This window comes from Xanthomonas sp. MUS 060 (genome assembly GCF_000963215.1).
GTDB lineage: Bacteria > Pseudomonadota > Gammaproteobacteria > Xanthomonadales > Xanthomonadaceae > Xanthomonas_A.
Genome location: NZ_JZIM01000005.1, coordinates 165,614 through 182,496, shown reverse-complemented (window position 1 = coordinate 182,496; position 16,883 = coordinate 165,614). Strand labels below are relative to the sequence as shown.

The following is a 16,883-nucleotide window of genomic DNA, read 5'->3' as shown; positions in this document are numbered from 1 at the left end:
ATGAGCATCCAACCGCTGTTGCTTGCTGGCCATTGGCAGCCTTCGCTGGAAGAGCGTGGTCGTTTCCGCGCCGAGGATCCACGCGATGGCACAGCGTTTGGTCCGGAGTTTCCCGTCAGCGGCGCCGCCGACCTGGAAGCGGCCTTGAGCGCGGCGACGTTGGTTGCCGACGCGCTGGCCGCGGCCGAGCCGGATCGCATCGCCGCCTTCCTGGATGCTTATGCTGCGGCGATCGATGCCGATGGCGAGCACTTGGTCGCGTTGGCGCATGCCGAGACCGGCTTGCCGGTCGAGCCGCGCCTGGCCAAGGTGGAACTGCCGCGTGCCAGCGGCCAGTTGCGCCAGGCCGCGCAGGCGGTCCGCAGCCATAGCTGGACGCAGCCGGTGATCGACACCGCCGCTGGCTTACGTGCGCAACTGGGATCCTTGCACAAGCCGGTGCTGGTGTTCGGCCCGAACAACTTCCCGTTCGCGTTCAACGCGGTGGCCGGCAGCGATTTTGCTTCGGCCATTGCCGCAGGCAATCCGGTCATCGCCAAAGCGCATCCCTCGCATCCGGCGACCAGTCAGCGTTTGGCGCAGCTTGCGCACCAGGCATTGCTGGATCACGACCTGCCGACGGCGGCGGTGCAGCTGCTGTATCACTTCGACACAACCTTGGGTCTGGAATTGGCCGGGGATGCGCGGCTGGGTGCGATCGGTTTCACCGGCAGTCGCGCCGGTGGTCTGGCGCTGAAGGCCGCAGCCGACCGTGCCGGCGTGCCGGCTTATGTCGAACTGTCCAGTGTCAATCCGGTGTTCCTGCTGCCTGGTGCGTTGGCCGAGCGCGGCGCGGCGCTGGCGCAGGAGTTCTTCGCCTCTTGCACGATGGGCAGCGGTCAGTTCTGTACCAACCCGGGCATCGTGGTGGTGCCGGAAGGCGATGCGGGCGATGCTTTCGTCGCCGCGGCGATCACCCACTTTGCCGCCGCTGCGCCAGCGTTGCTGTTCTCGCGTGGGGTGTTGGAGCACCTGCAGCGCAGCGTGGCCACGCTGCGTAACGCGGGTGCCGCCCTGCTGGTGGGTGGCGAGGCGCCGACGACACCTGGGTACCGGTATGCGCCCACCTTGCTGCACGTGTCGGCCGAGGAGTTTCTGCAGCAGCCCGAGGCCTTGCAGACCGAAGCGTTCGGGCCGGTCAGTCTGATCGTGCGCAGCACTGGGTTGGCGCAGGTGACCACGTTGGCGCGCAGCTTCGAAGGCAATCTCACCGGCACCGTGTATCGCGGCGCCGATGGTAGCGACGATCTGGCTTGCACCGCGCTGATTGCGGCATTGCGGCCGCGTGTCGGGCGTTTGATCTGCAACAAGATGCCCACTGGCGTGGCGGTGAGTCCGGCGATGAATCATGGTGGCCCGTATCCGAGTACTGGCCACTCGGGCTTTACTGCGGTTGGCATGCCCGCAGCGATTCGCCGTTTCGCCGCGTTGCACAGCTACGATGGTGTGCCCGACGACATGCTGCCGGTCGTGTTGCGCGACCGCAATCCTGGTGGCGTGCAGCGCTTGATCGACGGTTATTGGAGTGTGTCCGACGTGGAGCGCAGTGCATGAGCGATGCGGCGCAGATCGGTGGCTTAAGCCTGGAGGCGGCGCACGCGCAGCTTGCGCCGTGGCCACGCCGTGCGCCACCGATCCAGGAGCAGGAATACCGTCAGCGTCTGGCCGATGCGCGCACCTTGATGCGCGCACACGGCGTGGATGCGTTATTGATCGGTGCCGGCGCATCCCTGCGCTATTTCACTGGTGTGCCGTGGGGTGCGAGCGAGCGCCTGGTGGCGATGCTGCTTACCGCCACGGGCGATCCGTTGTTGATCTGTCCGGCGTTCGAGGAAGGATCGTTGGATGCGGTGCTGTGCCTGCCTGTACGCAAATGCTTGTGGGAGGAACACGAGGATCCGCACGCACGGGTCGCCGAGGCGCTGGCGCAATGCAACGCGCAGACGCTGGCGTTGGATCCAGGCATTGCGTTCGCCGTGCATACCGGCTTGTCGGCGGTGCTGGGGACGGTCGCGATCCGCGACGCGGCGCCAATCGTTGATGGCTGCCGCATGCGCAAGTCGGCGGCGGAGTTGGCGTTGATGCAGCAGGCGTGCGACATGACCTTGCAGGTGCAACGTCTGGCCGCAGGGTTGATCCACGAAGGCATCACCACGGCGGAACTGACCCGTTTCATCGATCAGGCGCACCGCGCGCTCGGTGCCGATAACGGGTCTACGTTCTGCATCGTGCAGTTCGGCCATGCCACCGCGTATCCGCATGGTATTCCGGGCGTGCAGGCGTTGCGTGCCGGTGAGTTGGTGTTGATCGATACCGGTTGCACTGTGCAGGGCTACCACTCCGATATCACCCGCACCTATATCTTCGGCGAACCCAGCGAAAAACAGCGGCATATCTGGCAATTGGAGCATGCCGCGCAGGCAGCGGCGTTCGCCGCAGTTCGTCCCGGCGTGGCTTGCGCCGCCGTAGACGCGGCTGCGCGCGAGGTGCTGGAGCGTGCCGGCCTCGGCCCGGATTACCGCTTGCCGGGACTGCCGCATCGCACGGGTCATGGCTGCGGCATGAGCATCCACGAGGCGCCATACCTGGTGCGCGGCAACGCGTTGGCACTGGCGCCGGGGATGTGCTGCAGCAACGAGCCGATGATCGTGGTGCCGGGCGAATTCGGTGTGCGTCTGGAGGATCACTTCTATGTGACCGACACTGGCGCGCAGTGGTTCACGCCGCCGTCGCCGGCGATCGACCGCCCGTTCGCCTGATGCGGGTGCGATGTGCAGCATGTGCCGACGCCGGCCCATGCTGCACATCTGGGTGAAGCTTCCTTCTTTTACTGCACACTGGTGTTTCCTGGCCGTCGCTGGTATGGCCGATCCGTCTGCTCCATCGGAGAAATCGCAATGCGTCTGAGTCCCACATTTCGCGCGGCATTGTCGTTGGCGCTGGTCTGTCCTGTGATCTTCCACAGCGGCATGGCTGTGGCGGCAACTCAGGCGGCGGTGACGCCGGCCAAGCAGGCAAGTGTGCGCTTCAAGGCGCTGTATCAGCGCGAGTGGGCGTGGCGGCAGGAGCAATTCGCTGGTGCCGACGACGAAAACGGCAAGGCCGCTCCCGCCGACCATCTGCCGAAGGTGGACCTGGCGACGCAGAATCAGCGCACCGCCTACTGGCAGCAGGTGTTGCATGAATTGGACGCGATCAAGCCAGCGGACCTGTCGGCGCAGGAACAGGTCGATTACCAAGTGTATCGCGAGCAGATCGTGGTCCTGCTCAACCAGCAGCGCTTCCACAGCTGGGAGATGCCGTTCAATAGCGATAGTTCGTTCTGGAGCGATCTCGGTTTCAGCGCGCGCTCCACCATGCATACGCGCGAGGATTACCAGCGTTATTTGAAGATCCTCGCCGACATTCCGCGTTACTTCGACGATCAAATCGTCAACATGCGCGCCGGTCTGGCGCGTGGCTTCAGCCAGCCACAAGTGACGCTGACCGGGCGCGATCAATCCATCGCCGACGTGGCGCAGGCTGCTGGTCAAGCCAATCCGTTCTACGCTCCATTCAAGCAGATGCCGGCCAGCATTCCGGCGCAGGCGCAGGCGCAATTGCGCCTGCAGGCGTTGGAGACCATCGCCCACAGCGTGGTGCCGGCGTATGCCGGGCTGCTGCATTTCATGCGCGAGGAATATCAGCCCAAGGCGCGCACCACACTGGCCGCCGAGTCGCTGCCGGATGGTGTGGCGTACTACCGTGCGCAGATCCGCGAGTTCACCACGCTGGATCTGGCGCCGGAGCAGATTCATGACATCGGACTGAAGGAGGTCGCCAAGCTGCGCAAGCAGATGGACCAGACCATCGCCGCCAGCGGCTTCGTCGCCCCGGCCGGGCAAGCGACGTTCCCGGCCTTTTTGCACTACCTGCGCACCGATCCCAAGTTCTACGCCAAGACACCGGAGGAACTGCTCAAGGATGCAGCGTGGATCGCCAAGCGCGTGGATGCCAAGATTGGCGATTACATCGGTCGGTTGCCGCGGCAGCGTTTCGCAATTGAGCCGGTGCCGCCGGAACTGGCGCCGTTCTATACCGGCGGTCGTGGTGGTCCGGGGATCTATCTGGTCAACACCTATGATCTGCCGTCGCGACCGTTGTACAACCTGACCGCGCTGACTCTGCACGAATCCTCGCCCGGCCACGCGCTGCAGATGCCGCTGGCTGCCGAGCAGCAGGACTTGCCGGACTTCCGGCGTTACAGCTTCATCTCCGTTTACGGCGAGGGCTGGGCGGTGTATTCGGAATACCTGGGGCAGGAGATGGGGATGTACGACACGCCCTACGACCGCTTCGGTTATCTGACCTATCAGATGTGGCGTGCGTGCCGCTTGGTCATCGATACCGGCATTCACCACAAGGGCTGGACTCGCGCGCAGGCGATTGCCTATCTGCGCGATAACACCGCCCTCAGCGAACACGAAATCACCACCGAGGTGGACCGCTATATCGGCTGGCCCGGTCAGGCGTTGTCCTATTATCTGGGCGAATTGAAGATATTGGAGCTGCGGCGCAAGGCCGAGCGCGCGCTGGGCGAGAAGTTCGATATCCGTGCTTTCCACGATGCGGTGTTGGAAACCGGCTCGGTGCCGTTGCCGGTACTGGAACAGCGCATCGCGCGTTTCATCGCCGAAGGTGGCAAATCGCCGTGGGCCAGCGCGGTGGATGCGGCACCGACACCGTGATGCCGGCGTCGCCACGCCTCGCGCTGGCGAACGGCGGTCGCCGCCGTGCGCTGGCGTGTGCACGGGCGGCGACGCCCGGTGATTGGCCAATGCAACTGAGATCCAGCGAGGGACACCATGGCGGCACAAGGTAAGTTCCATAAGCGACTGAGCCTCACCGATTTGACCTTCATCGGGCTCGGTTCGATTTTCGGCTCCGGCTGGCTGTTTTCGGCCAGCCATGTCTCGGCAATGGCCGGTCCGGCGGTTATCGTGTCGTGGATCGCTGGCGGTGTGGCGGTTTTGATGCTGGGCCTGGTCTATTGCGAATTGGGTGCGGCCTTGCCGCGCGCCGGTGGCGTGGTGCGTTATCCGGAGTATTCGCATGGCGCCTTGCTCGGCTGGCTGATGGGCTTCATCACCTTGATCGCGTTCTCCAGCCTGATTGCGATCGAAGTGGAAGCGGCGCGGCAGTATGCGGCGGCGTGGTTCCCGTGGCTCAGCCAGGCCGGCAGCACCCATCCCAGCATCGCCGGCTGGTTGCTGCAACTTGCGTTGCTGGTCGCGTTCTTTTTGCTCAATTACTACAGCGTCAAGACCTTCGCCACCGCCAACAATATCGTCAGCGTGTTCAAGTTCCTGGTGCCGGTCTTGGTGATCGTGCTGTTGATGGCGCACTTCGATGCACGCAACCTGCGCGTGCATGGATTCGCTCCGTTCGGTGCGGCTGGGGTGGAGACGGCGATCTCCGCTGGCGGCATCATCTTCGCTTATCTCGGTTTGACTCCGATCGTCTCGGTGGCCAGCGAGGTGCGCGATCCGCAGCGCAATATCCCCATTGCGTTGATCCTGTCGGTGGCGCTGTCCACCGTCATCTACGTCCTGCTGCAGTTGGCGTTTCTGGGCGGCGTGCCGACACAGCACCTGGCGCAGGGGTGGGGCGGCATCGACAAGGTCTTCTCGCTGCCTTACCACGATATCGCGCTGGCGTTGGGCATTGGCTGGTTGGCGACGCTGGTGATTTGCGATGCGATGATTTCGCCAAGCGGCACCGGCAACATCTACATGAATGCCACGCCGCGCGTGGTCTATGGCTGGGCGCGCAGCGGCGGTTTCCTGCCGGTGCTGACCCGGGTCGATGCGGCATCCGGCATTCCGCGTCCGGCGTTGTGGCTGAGCCTGGGCCTGTCGGTATTTTGGACCTTGCCGTTTCCGTCGTGGGAAACCTTGATCCAGGTGGTGTCGGCGGCGCTGGTGCTGAGCTACGCGGTGGCACCGGTGACGGTCGCCGCGTTGCGACGCAGCGCGCCGGGGATGCCGCGTCCGTTTCGGTTACGCGGCATGGCGCTACTGGGCCCGTTGTCGTTCATCGTCGCCGCCTTGATCGTGTACTGGTCCACCTGGAGCACGCTGTCGTGGTTGCTCGGCTTGCAGATCGGGATGTTCGCGCTGTACGTACTCTATCGGTTGCCCGACGCCGCTGGTCGCGTGCGCCTGTGGCAACAGGTGCGTGGCGTGCTGTGGTTGATCGCGTTCTTTGCCTTGGTGCTGTTGGTGTCGTTTTTTGGCACCTTCGGCGGTACTGGGCAGATCGCGCATCCCTGGGATACGCTCAGCGTGGCGGTGATCGCGCTGGGCTGCTACTACTGGGGCGCGCATACCGGCCTGCCCAGCGAAGCGCTGGCGTTGGAAGAGGACGACGGAGAATAAGCGAGCGGTCTGCATTGCCGCAGCGGCAGATGGTGCTGTATCCGATGCGGTTGCTGCTGCGAGAAACCGCGAATCTGCTGTGGATGGGGAAAGCATGAACAGAGTTGTTGCAACGATCGTAGGTGCTGCGGCGTGTTTCGCCGCCGCCGCCGTTCAGGCCGCGCCCAGTGTCGCCGATTATCAGCGTTCGCTGAGTTTGCGCGAGGCATTGATCGGCTTGACTGAAAACGTGAGCTGGCCGGCGCAATGGCGCGATGCTGGCACGTTCTATTACCGCAAGACGGTGCCCGGCGGCTTCGCCTTCGTCCTTGAGGACGTGGTCAGCCAGCGCAAGCAGCCAGCGTTCGATCAAGTGCGCTTGGCGCGCGCGTTGGGTGTCGCGACGGGGACCACGTTTCCGGCGCTGCGCCTGCCATTTGAGCGTTTCGCCTATGTGGCCGAGGGCGATCATGCGCAGGCGGCGATTGCGTTCGAGATCGACGAGACGCCGTGGCGCTGCACCGTGACCACGTATGTCTGCGCGCGTGCCGATCGCGGCCCACAGCCGCGACCACGCGGTTTTGGCGTGGTGCGCGATCTGACCCAGCCAGCGGATAACACGCCACGGCGTTCGCCCGACGGACGCTGGGAGGCCTACGTCGACGGTCATGCGGTGGTGCTGCGCGCGCGCGCCGATGGACGGGTGTGGCGGCTCGCCGAGGATGGCCGTGCCGACGATTTTTACGATCCGGAGACCATCGCCTGGTCGCCGGATTCGCAGCGGTTGGCGTTGTACCGGGTACGCCCCGGCTTTGCGCGTCAGGTGACCCGGGTGGAGGCGGCGCCGCCAGGTGGCGGTCAGCCGCTGGTGCGCACCCAGTTGTATCCCAAACCCGGCGATGCGGTGGACATCGAGCGTCCGGTGTTGTTCGACATCACCGCAGTAGCGCACGGCGGCGCGCCCCGGCGCAACATCATCGACAATGCGCTGTTCGCCAATCCCTATCAGTTGTCGCCGATCCAGTGGCGTGGCGATAGTGCCAGCTTCGTCTTCGATGCAGTGCAGCGTGGTTTCCAGCACATGCGCGCGATTGCGGTGGATGCCGCCAGTGGCCGCGCGCATGTGGCGGTGAGCGAGGATGCCAAGACCTTCGTCAATGCCGATCGCAGTTTTCGCCACGATGTGGATGGGCTGGGCAAGGAGATCCTGTGGGTGTCCGAGCGCGACGGCTGGCGCCATCTGTATCTGTTCGATGGCGTTACCGGCCAGGTCAAAACGCAGATTACCCACGGCGCGTGGATCGTGCGCGATGTGCTGCGGGTGGACGATGCGCAACGGCGTATCTGGTTCAGTGCCAGCGGTATGGATGCGGGCAAGGATCCCTACGACCGGCAGTTGTTCGCGGTGGATTTCGACGGTGGCCGGCTGACCCGGTTGACCGACGCCGATGCCGACCACGACGTGGCCATCGCCGACGATGGTCGCCATTACGTGGACGTGTATTCGCGTCCCGACATGGCGCCGGTGATGGAGCTGCATGCAATCGATGGCGCGCTGCTGCAAGTGGTCGAACGTGGCGACATCAGCAAGTTGCAGGCCGTTGGCTGGCGCGCGCCGCAGACGTTCGTGGCCAAGGGCCGCGATGGCCGTACCGATATCTGGGGCATGGTGGTGCGTCCGCGCGATTACGATCCGCACAAGAAATACCCGGTGATCGAGAACATCTACGCCGGCCCGCACGATTCCTTCGTGCCCAAGACGTTCTGGCCATTCGGTTATCACGCCGGTGGCGACAAGCAGATCGGCATGCAGGCGCAGGCGGATCTGGGTTTCATTGTGGTGATGATCGACGGCATGGGCACAGCCAACCGATCCAAGGCCTTTCACGATGTGGCCTGGAAGAATCTCGGCGATTCCGGGTTCCCCGACCGCATCGCCTGGCACAGAGCGCTGGCCGCGCAGGACCGGTCCTACGATCTCAGTCGCGTCGGCATCTACGGCGCATCGGCTGGCGGGCAGAGCACGCTTGGCGCACTGGAGCGGCACCCGGAGTTCTACAAGGTGGGTGTGGCTTATGCCGGTTGCTACGACAACCGCATGGACAAGATCAGTTGGAACGAGCAGTGGATGGGCTGGCCAGTGGATGCCAGCTACGCGCGTGCCTCCGGCGTGGACAACGCGGCCAAGTTGCGTGGTGATCTATTGCTGATCGTCGGCGAGCAGGACAGCAATGTCGACCCGGCCTCGACCGCGCAGGTGGTGAATGCGCTGATCAAGGCCGGCAAGGACTTCGACTTGCTCAACGTGCCCGGCGGCGAACATTCCGTGGGCCGTTCCACCGGTCCCATCGACTATGTGCAACGGCGTCAGTACGACTTCTTCGTGCGACATCTGCTGGGCGAGACGACACCGCACTGGAATGGCCTGGACAGCCAAATTGCGCGATAAGCCGGTCATGTCTGCATCAATGTCAAAGATGCCGCCCTCTGGTCCGAGGGCGTGCAGATACAGAATGCATCTGTTTATACATTTCATTGTGCCCGGTCGCGAACATTTTGTGGGTCATTCCAGCGGTCCTATCGATGATGTGTAGCGCCGCCAGTACGACTTCTTGGTGCGCTATCTGCTGGACGAAGCGACGCCGCGCTGGAATGCGGAGCCGATCGCTAATGAAATGAGGCGCACGGGCTGCGGTGCCCGCAAACGCGCGGCTCAAACGCGACGCTGCATGGCGACCGGAGGACTGCGCGCTGCGTGCTCCCGCGTTTCAACTTCGCGCTCAAGTTGCGGTTGCGGCTGCCGATAGCCTTCCAAACCCCCTTTCGCCGGTTGGCATACCATGACCTCCATCGCTTCGTCGTCTTCGATCGCGCTCTCCGGCATGCGCGCTGCGGCGTCCGGCTTGCAGGTGCGTGCCAACAACATCGCCAATCTCGCCACCGAGGGTTTCCAACGCGCGGTGCCGGTGGATCAGGAGGCCGCTGGCGGCGGCGTCGTCAGTCAGGTGCAGGCGGCGGGCGGGCAGGGCAGGGATATGGTCGATGACATGGTCGGTGGTCTATCCGCGCGCAATGCGTTTCAGGCCAATGCGCGGGTGCTGCGCGCGGCCGACGACAGCCTGGGGCATCTGCTCGACGTCCTCGCCTGAGGCGTTCTGCCGCGCCATCGCGCCGGTGCCGCGTCGTGACAGCGCGGTGAGGTCGCGGAAGGCTTGCGGCTATGCGGTTTTCCGCATCGATCCTCGGCACAGCGCGCAAGACGCTGCGATACGCGCAGCGCACGATGCACGATTGCCTATATCCGAGGATGGTCGATGGATCGGAGAGATTTCCTGCGTCAGGGGCTGGCGGTCGGGGCGGTGGCCGGTGTCCAGGCGCTGGCCGGCACCGCCACGGCGACGCCGACCGCGCGTTCCGCGCCCGCGTTGCCGCCGTTGCGTGCGCTATCCAGCGACGCGCTGGTCGGGCATACCATGCAGTGCCACTTCGATGAAGCAGGCGTGCGCTGGACGGTGTACGAAGACCTGCGCCATCCCGATGGCGACCTGACCCTGCTTGGCCCGGACGGCGCGCTGGTGTTGGGCAAGCGTACCGAGCCGGTCTATCCCGCCGCGCAAGCGCCGTACTTCGGCATGGCGCTGGCCGAAGTGGCGATGGCCGAAGCCGACCTGCTCGCCGACCGCCTGTTGCGCGATGGCGATCCGCGCCAGGACGAGGTACGCGACGTGGCGCCGCCGCCAGCGTCGCAACTGGATGCGAAGGACTACAACGGGCGCTTGCCCTGGACCACCTTTGTGGGCACTCGCGAATGCGCCGATACCATGCCGGTGTATCCGGATGGGCGCACGCGTACTTACCGGGCGGTGCAGGCGTTCCCGGAACTGGGCAAAGACGCGCTGGTGCAGCGTCGTCGCGAAGGCCTGATCGGCGGTTGGATGCCGGCCGTGCGCAAAGTGGTGCCCGCGGGCGAGGGCCGCTATTACGACCTGTTGCTGTTCGCCGATGTGTTGGCGACGGACCGCTTCGTGGTGCAGACCTGGCACCGCAGCGCGCTGGTCGAACATGGCAAGGTCCGCAGACGTCCTCGCCTGAGGCGTTCTGCCGCGCCATCGCGCCGGTGCCGCGTCGTGACAGCGCGGTGAGGTCGCGGAAGGCTTGCGGCTATGCGGTTTTCCGCATCGATCCTCGGCACAGCGCGCAAGACGCTGCGATACGCGCAGCGCACGATGCACGATTGCCTATATCCGAGGATGGTCGATGGATCGGAGAGATTTCCTGCGTCAGGGGCTGGCGGTCGGGGCGGTGGCCGGTGTCCAGGCGCTGGCCGGCACCGCCACGGCGACGCCGACCGCGCGTTCCGCGCCCGCGTTGCCGCCGTTGCGTGCGCTATCCAGCGACGCGCTGGTCGGGCATACCATGCAGTGCCACTTCGATGAAGCAGGCGTGCGCTGGACGGTGTACGAAGACCTGCGCCATCCCGATGGCGACCTGACCCTGCTTGGCCCGGACGGCGCGCTGGTGTTGGGCAAGCGTACCGAGCCGGTCTATCCCGCCGCGCAAGCGCCGTACTTCGGCATGGCGCTGGCCGAAGTGGCGATGGCCGAAGCCGACCTGCTCGCCGACCGCCTGTTGCGCGATGGCGATCCGCGCCAGGACGAGGTACGCGACGTGGCGCCGCCGCCAGCGTCGCAACTGGATGCGAAGGACTACAACGGGCGCTTGCCCTGGACCACCTTTGTGGGCACTCGCGAATGCGCCGATACCATGCCGGTGTATCCGGATGGGCGCACGCGTACTTACCGGGCGGTGCAGGCGTTCCCGGAACTGGGCAAAGACGCGCTGGTGCAGCGTCGTCGCGAAGGCCTGATCGGCGGTTGGATGCCGGCCGTGCGCAAAGTGGTGCCCGCGGGCGAGGGCCGCTATTACGACCTGTTGCTGTTCGCCGATGTGTTGGCGACGGACCGCTTCGTGGTGCAGACCTGGCACCGCAGCGCGCTGGTCGAACATGGCAAGGTCCGCAAGAGGTGGTCTACGGCTATAGCTACCCGGATTACCCACCGCGACGCGGCCCACGCAGCGCCGAGGATTTCTACCGTGGCCTGCTCGCCTTCGCTGGCTATTGGCATGGCCTGCTTGCCGACATGGCGCAGGCACAGTTGCCCGACCCCAGTTGGAGCGCGATGGCGCGCTTTGCCTTCGCCCGCGAATTGGTGGTGCGTCCAGGCGGCACCTATCCCAAGTACGGCGCGGTGGACCGCGATTACTACGGCAACGAATACGATGGTTTCCAGGACACCTTCACCAGTTCGTTGTACGCCAACCTGGAGTGGGGCCGCTTCGCCCAGGCCGCGGCGGTGCTGGATGGGTACTTCAGCGATTTCGTGCAGGCCGACGGCATGATCAACATGCGCGGCGCGGAGACTGGGCAGTTCGGGCTGACCCTGTCCCTGCTGGCGCGCTACCTGCGCTATACCGGCGATGCGGCGCTGCTGCGCAAGCATCGCGACAAGATCGCCGCCACCGCGCAGGTGCTGGTGGAACTGCACGATGCCAGCCTGCGTTTGCCGGCAGCGGCGCCAGGGCACGGGCTGATCCACGGCTGGAACGAATCCGATGCCTGTCTGTCTGCCGATCCGCAGCTATGGTGGAAACCCTACTACGCCAACAGCGCGCTGGCCGTGCGCGGCTGGCGGGACATCGCCGGGGTCTGGCCTGCGATTGCCGGCCTCGGCGGGCAGGCCAGCGCCACGCAATGGCAGCGGCATGCGCAGCAGCTTGTCACGCAGCTACAGCGCAGCGTGCGCGGTAATATCCGGCGCGACCTGACCCCGCCCTACATCGGCCCGCTGCCGGGCGTGAAACTCACGTTCCGGCAATCGCTGCAACAGGAGCAGCCCAGCGAGCAGGGCTGGCCGCATCGCGCCTATTCCGAATTGTTGCAGGCCGACGTGTTGCCCGAGGATCTGGCGCACTTGGTCATCGACTGTGTGCGTGGTCATGGCGGCACCAGCCTCGGCGTGGTCGGCAACATCACCGCGCCCACGCCCGAAGGACGCGATCTGCTGGGTTTCATCTCCTACGGCTACGCGCAGCAGTTGCTGCGTCTGGATCGGATCGAGGAATACCTGCTGTTCCTGTACGCGCATCGTTATCACGTGCATACCCGTGGCAGTTGGACCGCGGGCGAGGTCAGCGGCATCACCGGCGGCATGCCGTTGTTCTGCATCCCGGCGCAGTTGACGATCCCGCTATTGCTGCGCTGGATGCTGGTGTTCGAGGATAGCGCCGGCGAGGAGCTGTTCCTGGCGCGGGCGCTGCCGCGCGACTGGCTGGGCAGTGGTCAGACAATCGCCATTGCCGCTGCGCCGACGCGCTGGGGTGCGGTGTCGTTGAGTCTGTGCGCTGATCCGGCACGGCAGCGCATCGACGGACGTATGCACTTGCCGCCGTCGCGGCCATCGCGGACCTGGTTGACCTTGCGCGTGCCGGCGGGCACGCGCTTGCGCGAGGTGATGCTGGATGGGCGGCGCGTGCCACTATCCGGTCCGCGCAACGAGCGCGTGCAGGTGCCGGCTGGCGGTGCCGAAACGCTGACGATTGCCGCCGTCTACGGTTGAGCTGCGTGCGGAGTCGTCGGGAGCGTCCCTTGGGGGGGCAGTGCGGTATTCCGCACGGTTTCCCGGTAAATACCACAAGACGGGATATCCGCTATACGCGCACATTGTGTCAGTGCAGTGAATTTTCAGGGTGGATTCATGCACGACACAGCGGAACCTGGCGCGTCGTCGTGCGTGCAGTGTCCGGGCGTCTTGGCCCCGGCTGCATGCGTGGACACGTTGGTTTCCGTACTCGTCCACAGGCGCTGGCGATGAGATGCAGGCACCATGCAGGGAACGCCTCACCGATCGCACCGCGTGCAGCCAAGGAGAATCCGATGCCGTCCTTACTCGAATGCGTGGTGCCGCTGTCCCCTCGTTCATGGTGTCTTACGCAGCGTCATGCTCCGCTGAGCGCGGCGATCTGCGCTGCGTTGTCGCTGCTTCCGGTTTTTGCAGCGAGGGCACAGGATGCCCAGACCCAGGACCGCTCGGCGACCACACTGGAGCGGGTCAGCGTGACCGGCAGTCATATCCGCCGCATCGATGCCGAGACCGCAAGCCCGGTCATCACCATCGACCGCCAGCGGATCGAGGACAGCGGCCAGAACACCCTGGGCCAGTTACTGCAGCAACTGCCTGTGATGGCCGGCAATATGCCAAATATTGCGCTCAATTCCGGTTTCAGCCATGGTCGCGCGCTGGTCTCGCTGCGCAATCTCGGTCCCGAGCGCACCTTGGTGTTGGTCAATGGTCATCGGATGGCGGGGCCTGCCAGCAGCGTGTCCGCCGCCCCCGGCGTTGACGTCAACGCGATCCCGGCGGCGATGGTGGAACGGATCGAAGTGCTGACCGACGGCGCCTCCTCGGTCTATGGCTCCGATGCCATCGCCGGGGTGGTCAACATTATCCTCAAAGACAAATACGATGGTTTCGCCGTCACCGCCGATTACGGCCAGAGTACGCATGGCGATGGCAATCGCCGTGGGCTGGGCGTGGAGTGGGGTAAGAGCTGGGACCGTGGTGGGCTGATCCTCGGGGTTAGTCATAATTCGATGAATGCGCTTTACGATGCTGATCGCCCTTATGCCCAAACGGCGCAGGGGTATCACAACGGCACTGCGTATGAACTGCGCAGCGGCGGCACGCGTGCGTTTTTGAATGATGGCCAGGTGTTGGTCCCAAATGCTGGATTGGCGCCAGGCGCGGTCAATGCCGGGAATTTTCATCCCTACGATGTGGCCACGGATGGCCATAACTACTATGACGGGCAGTATCTGATTACGCCGGTGCAGCGAACGAATGCCTCGGCACACGCCAGTTTCGATTTCACGCCGGACCTGCAGGGATATCTGGACGTCTTCTGGACTCGCAGCCAGACCACCTCGCAGCTCAGCGCCTATGGCCTGGAAATGCCCGATGCCGCGCAGAATTACTATAACCCGTTCGGTAGCGCACTGACCCGCTACCTGCTACGTTCGGTGCAAGCCAATACCCGCGTCTACACTTCCACGATGTACCAGACCAACATCGTCGCCGGGCTACGCGGCAAATTCGCCGACACCAGTTGGCAGTGGGATGCGGCCGCCGGTTATGCGCACTACAAGGACACGTTGATTCGTCATGGTTTTTCGGTCACCTCGCGGCTGAATAACGCCGTGGGCGCCTCGTTCCGCGACAGCGATGGCACGATCAAATGCGGCACGCCTGGTAATGTGATCGCCGGCTGCACCCCGATCAACATCTTCAATCCGGATGACCCCGCCACCATCGCGGGGATCAAGGCTACGCAAAGCGCGGTGGATCTGGTGGATAAAAGCACGATGAAATTCGCCGAAGCCAGTGTCAATGGCGATCTGTTCAAGATGCCTGCCGGCATGGTGCAGGCCGCGTTTGGGTTGTCGCTGCGGCAGGATGGTTTTGCGCAAGGCACCAGAAACCCGGTGGCGGCGGCCGATATGTATGGCAGTTGCGATTATAACGACGGCTGCATCATGAATCAGGGCCATGACGAGACGGTCAAAGAGGCCTACGCCGAATTGTTGATTCCCCTGCTCAAGGGTGTGCCTGGTGCGCAGGCGTTGAATCTCGACCTGGGCACGCGGTATTCCAAGTACGATTACTGGGGCAACACCACCAACAGCAAGATCGCGCTGGAGTGGCGCCCGCTCGATAACTTGTTGATCCGCGCCACCGGCTCGCAGGTGTTCCGTGCGCCATCGCTGGGTAATCTGTACGGTTCGCCGTTCAATGGGATAGTCGACGACACCGGCGACTATAGCGATCCGTGTAATGGCTACACCGGTGGTGGCAATCCTGCGGCGTGCGTCAACGTGCCGCGCAATGGCAGCTTCGTCAACACGTCTTCGTTCAGGGTCATCACCACCGGGTCGGCCAACGCGGGCTTTGCGATCAGACCCGAGCAGGGCCGCTCCTACAACATCGGTGCAGTCTACGATCCAGGCTGGGCCGAAATTCGCCGAAGCCAGTGTCAATGGCGATCTGTTCAAGATGCCTGCCGGCATGGTGCAGGCCGCGTTTGGGTTGTCGCTGCGGCAGGATGGTTTTGCGCAAGGCACCAGAAACCCGGTGGCGGCGGCCGATATGTATGGCAGTTGCGATTATAACGACGGCTGCATCATGAATCAGGGCCATGACGAGACGGTCAAAGAGGCCTACGCCGAATTGTTGATTCCCCTGCTCAAGGGTGTGCCTGGTGCGCAGGCGTTGAATCTCGACCTGGGCACGCGGTATTCCAAGTACGATTACTGGGGCAACACCACCAACAGCAAGATCGCGCTGGAGTGGCGCCCGCTCGATAACTTGTTGATCCGCGCCACCGGCTCGCAGGTGTTCCGTGCGCCATCGCTGGGTAATCTGTACGGTTCGCCGTTCAATGGGATAGTCGACGACACCGGCGACTATAGCGATCCGTGTAATGGCTACACCGGTGGTGGCAATCCTGCGGCGTGCGTCAACGTGCCGCGCAATGGCAGCTTCGTCAACACGTCTTCGTTCAGGGTCATCACCACCGGGTCGGCCAACGCGGGCTTTGCGATCAGACCCGAGCAGGGCCGCTCCTACAACATCGGTGCAGTCTACGATCCAGGCTGGGCCGAGGGAGGGGCTGTCGTTGAATGTGGACAATTGGCGGGTGTGGCTCGACGACATGCTCAACGGCACCAGTCTGGATGAGGTGTTGCAGAATTGCTATGACGGGAAGAACGCGTTTTGTCCTTTGATCCAACGCGATGCGGCTGGACAATTGGTCAGCGTGACCGTGCCATTTACGATCAACAGTGGCAAGGTCGATATCCGTGGCGACGACATCGGCATCAAGTACGCCTTGCGTGACACCGCCTGGGGTAGCTTCCATGCCGGCGTCGATGCGACCTATCTGTCCCGCTATAGCTTCAGCGGCGATCCGCATAACTACGTTGGGGAAATGTCCTTTTTCGGCAACATGCCGCACTGGCGCGCCAACTTCAATCTGAGTTGGGACAACGGTCCGTGGCATGCCAGTTGGAATACGCGGCTGATCGGGCACACCACTGTCGGTAGCGCCTATGAGGATGCCTGCATCAACACCGCCGCCGATGGCAGTTGCGTGTACTTCCACGTGGGCACGGTGACGTACCACGACGTGACGTTGAGTCGTAAATTCGACAGCCTGCACAGCACTGTGTCCGCTGGCGTGAACAACCTGGGCAACCGCACGCCGCCGCGCTACTACGGTTATTCCAGCGCGGCCAATACCGATGCCTTCACTTACGACACGTTGGGGCGGTATTTCTGGGCGCGGATCAGGACCGAGTTTTGAGGCAGCAGCGGCAAGACGGGGATGTGGTCGCGC

5 protein-coding genes and 5 pseudogenes are annotated in these 16,883 nt (G+C 64.0%); all 10 read left to right on the top strand.

The window, feature by feature from the left end; translation table 11 throughout:
* The 10 genes and pseudogenes from XANALMUS060_RS07940 (at position 1) to XANALMUS060_RS21895 (ending at position 16,850) form a co-directional block, all read left to right on the top strand.
* The gene (locus XANALMUS060_RS07940) at positions 1 to 1,593 is read left to right on the top strand and encodes an aldehyde dehydrogenase family protein (RefSeq protein WP_045737925.1); all 1,593 of its coding nucleotides are present in this window, start codon (positions 1 to 3) and stop codon (positions 1,591 to 1,593) included.
* The gene (locus tag XANALMUS060_RS07935) at positions 1,590 to 2,798 is read left to right on the top strand and encodes a Xaa-Pro peptidase family protein (protein WP_045737924.1); all 1,209 of its coding nucleotides are present in this window, start codon (positions 1,590 to 1,592) and stop codon (positions 2,796 to 2,798) included. The genes XANALMUS060_RS07940 and XANALMUS060_RS07935 overlap by 4 nt, the downstream gene beginning before the upstream one ends.
* 255 nt (positions 2,799 to 3,053) lie before the next feature.
* Positions 3,054 to 4,766, top strand: a pseudogene (locus XANALMUS060_RS07930) (DUF885 family protein); the annotation flags it as partial.
* A gap of 117 nt (positions 4,767 to 4,883) precedes the next feature.
* Positions 4,884 to 6,455: an APC family permease gene (locus XANALMUS060_RS07925; protein WP_045737922.1), complete on the top strand. Its 1,572-nt coding sequence runs from the start codon at positions 4,884 to 4,886 to the stop codon at positions 6,453 to 6,455.
* Between the two features lie 94 nt (positions 6,456 to 6,549).
* On the top strand, positions 6,550 to 8,883 hold the full coding sequence (locus XANALMUS060_RS07920; RefSeq protein WP_045737921.1) for a S9 family peptidase: 2,334 nt from the start codon (positions 6,550 to 6,552) through the stop codon (positions 8,881 to 8,883).
* Positions 8,884 to 9,274: 391 nt separating this feature from the next.
* A complete protein-coding gene (locus XANALMUS060_RS07915; RefSeq protein WP_045737920.1) occupies positions 9,275 to 9,583 on the top strand; it encodes a flagellar basal body protein in 309 nt (102 codons plus the stop codon).
* A 165-nt stretch (positions 9,584 to 9,748) separates the two neighbouring features.
* A pseudogene (locus tag XANALMUS060_RS07910) lies at positions 9,749 to 10,507 on the top strand (Tat pathway signal protein); the annotation flags it as partial.
* 184 nt (positions 10,508 to 10,691) lie between these two features.
* Positions 10,692 to 13,051 (top strand): annotated as a pseudogene (locus tag XANALMUS060_RS07905) (Tat pathway signal protein).
* 317 nt (positions 13,052 to 13,368) lie between these two features.
* Positions 13,369 to 15,492 (top strand): annotated as a pseudogene (locus XANALMUS060_RS07900) (TonB-dependent receptor); the annotation flags it as partial.
* Positions 15,374 to 16,850: pseudogene (locus tag XANALMUS060_RS21895) on the top strand (TonB-dependent receptor). The pseudogenes XANALMUS060_RS07900 and XANALMUS060_RS21895, both read left to right, overlap by 119 nt.
* The last annotated feature ends 33 nt before the right edge of the window (positions 16,851 to 16,883 follow it).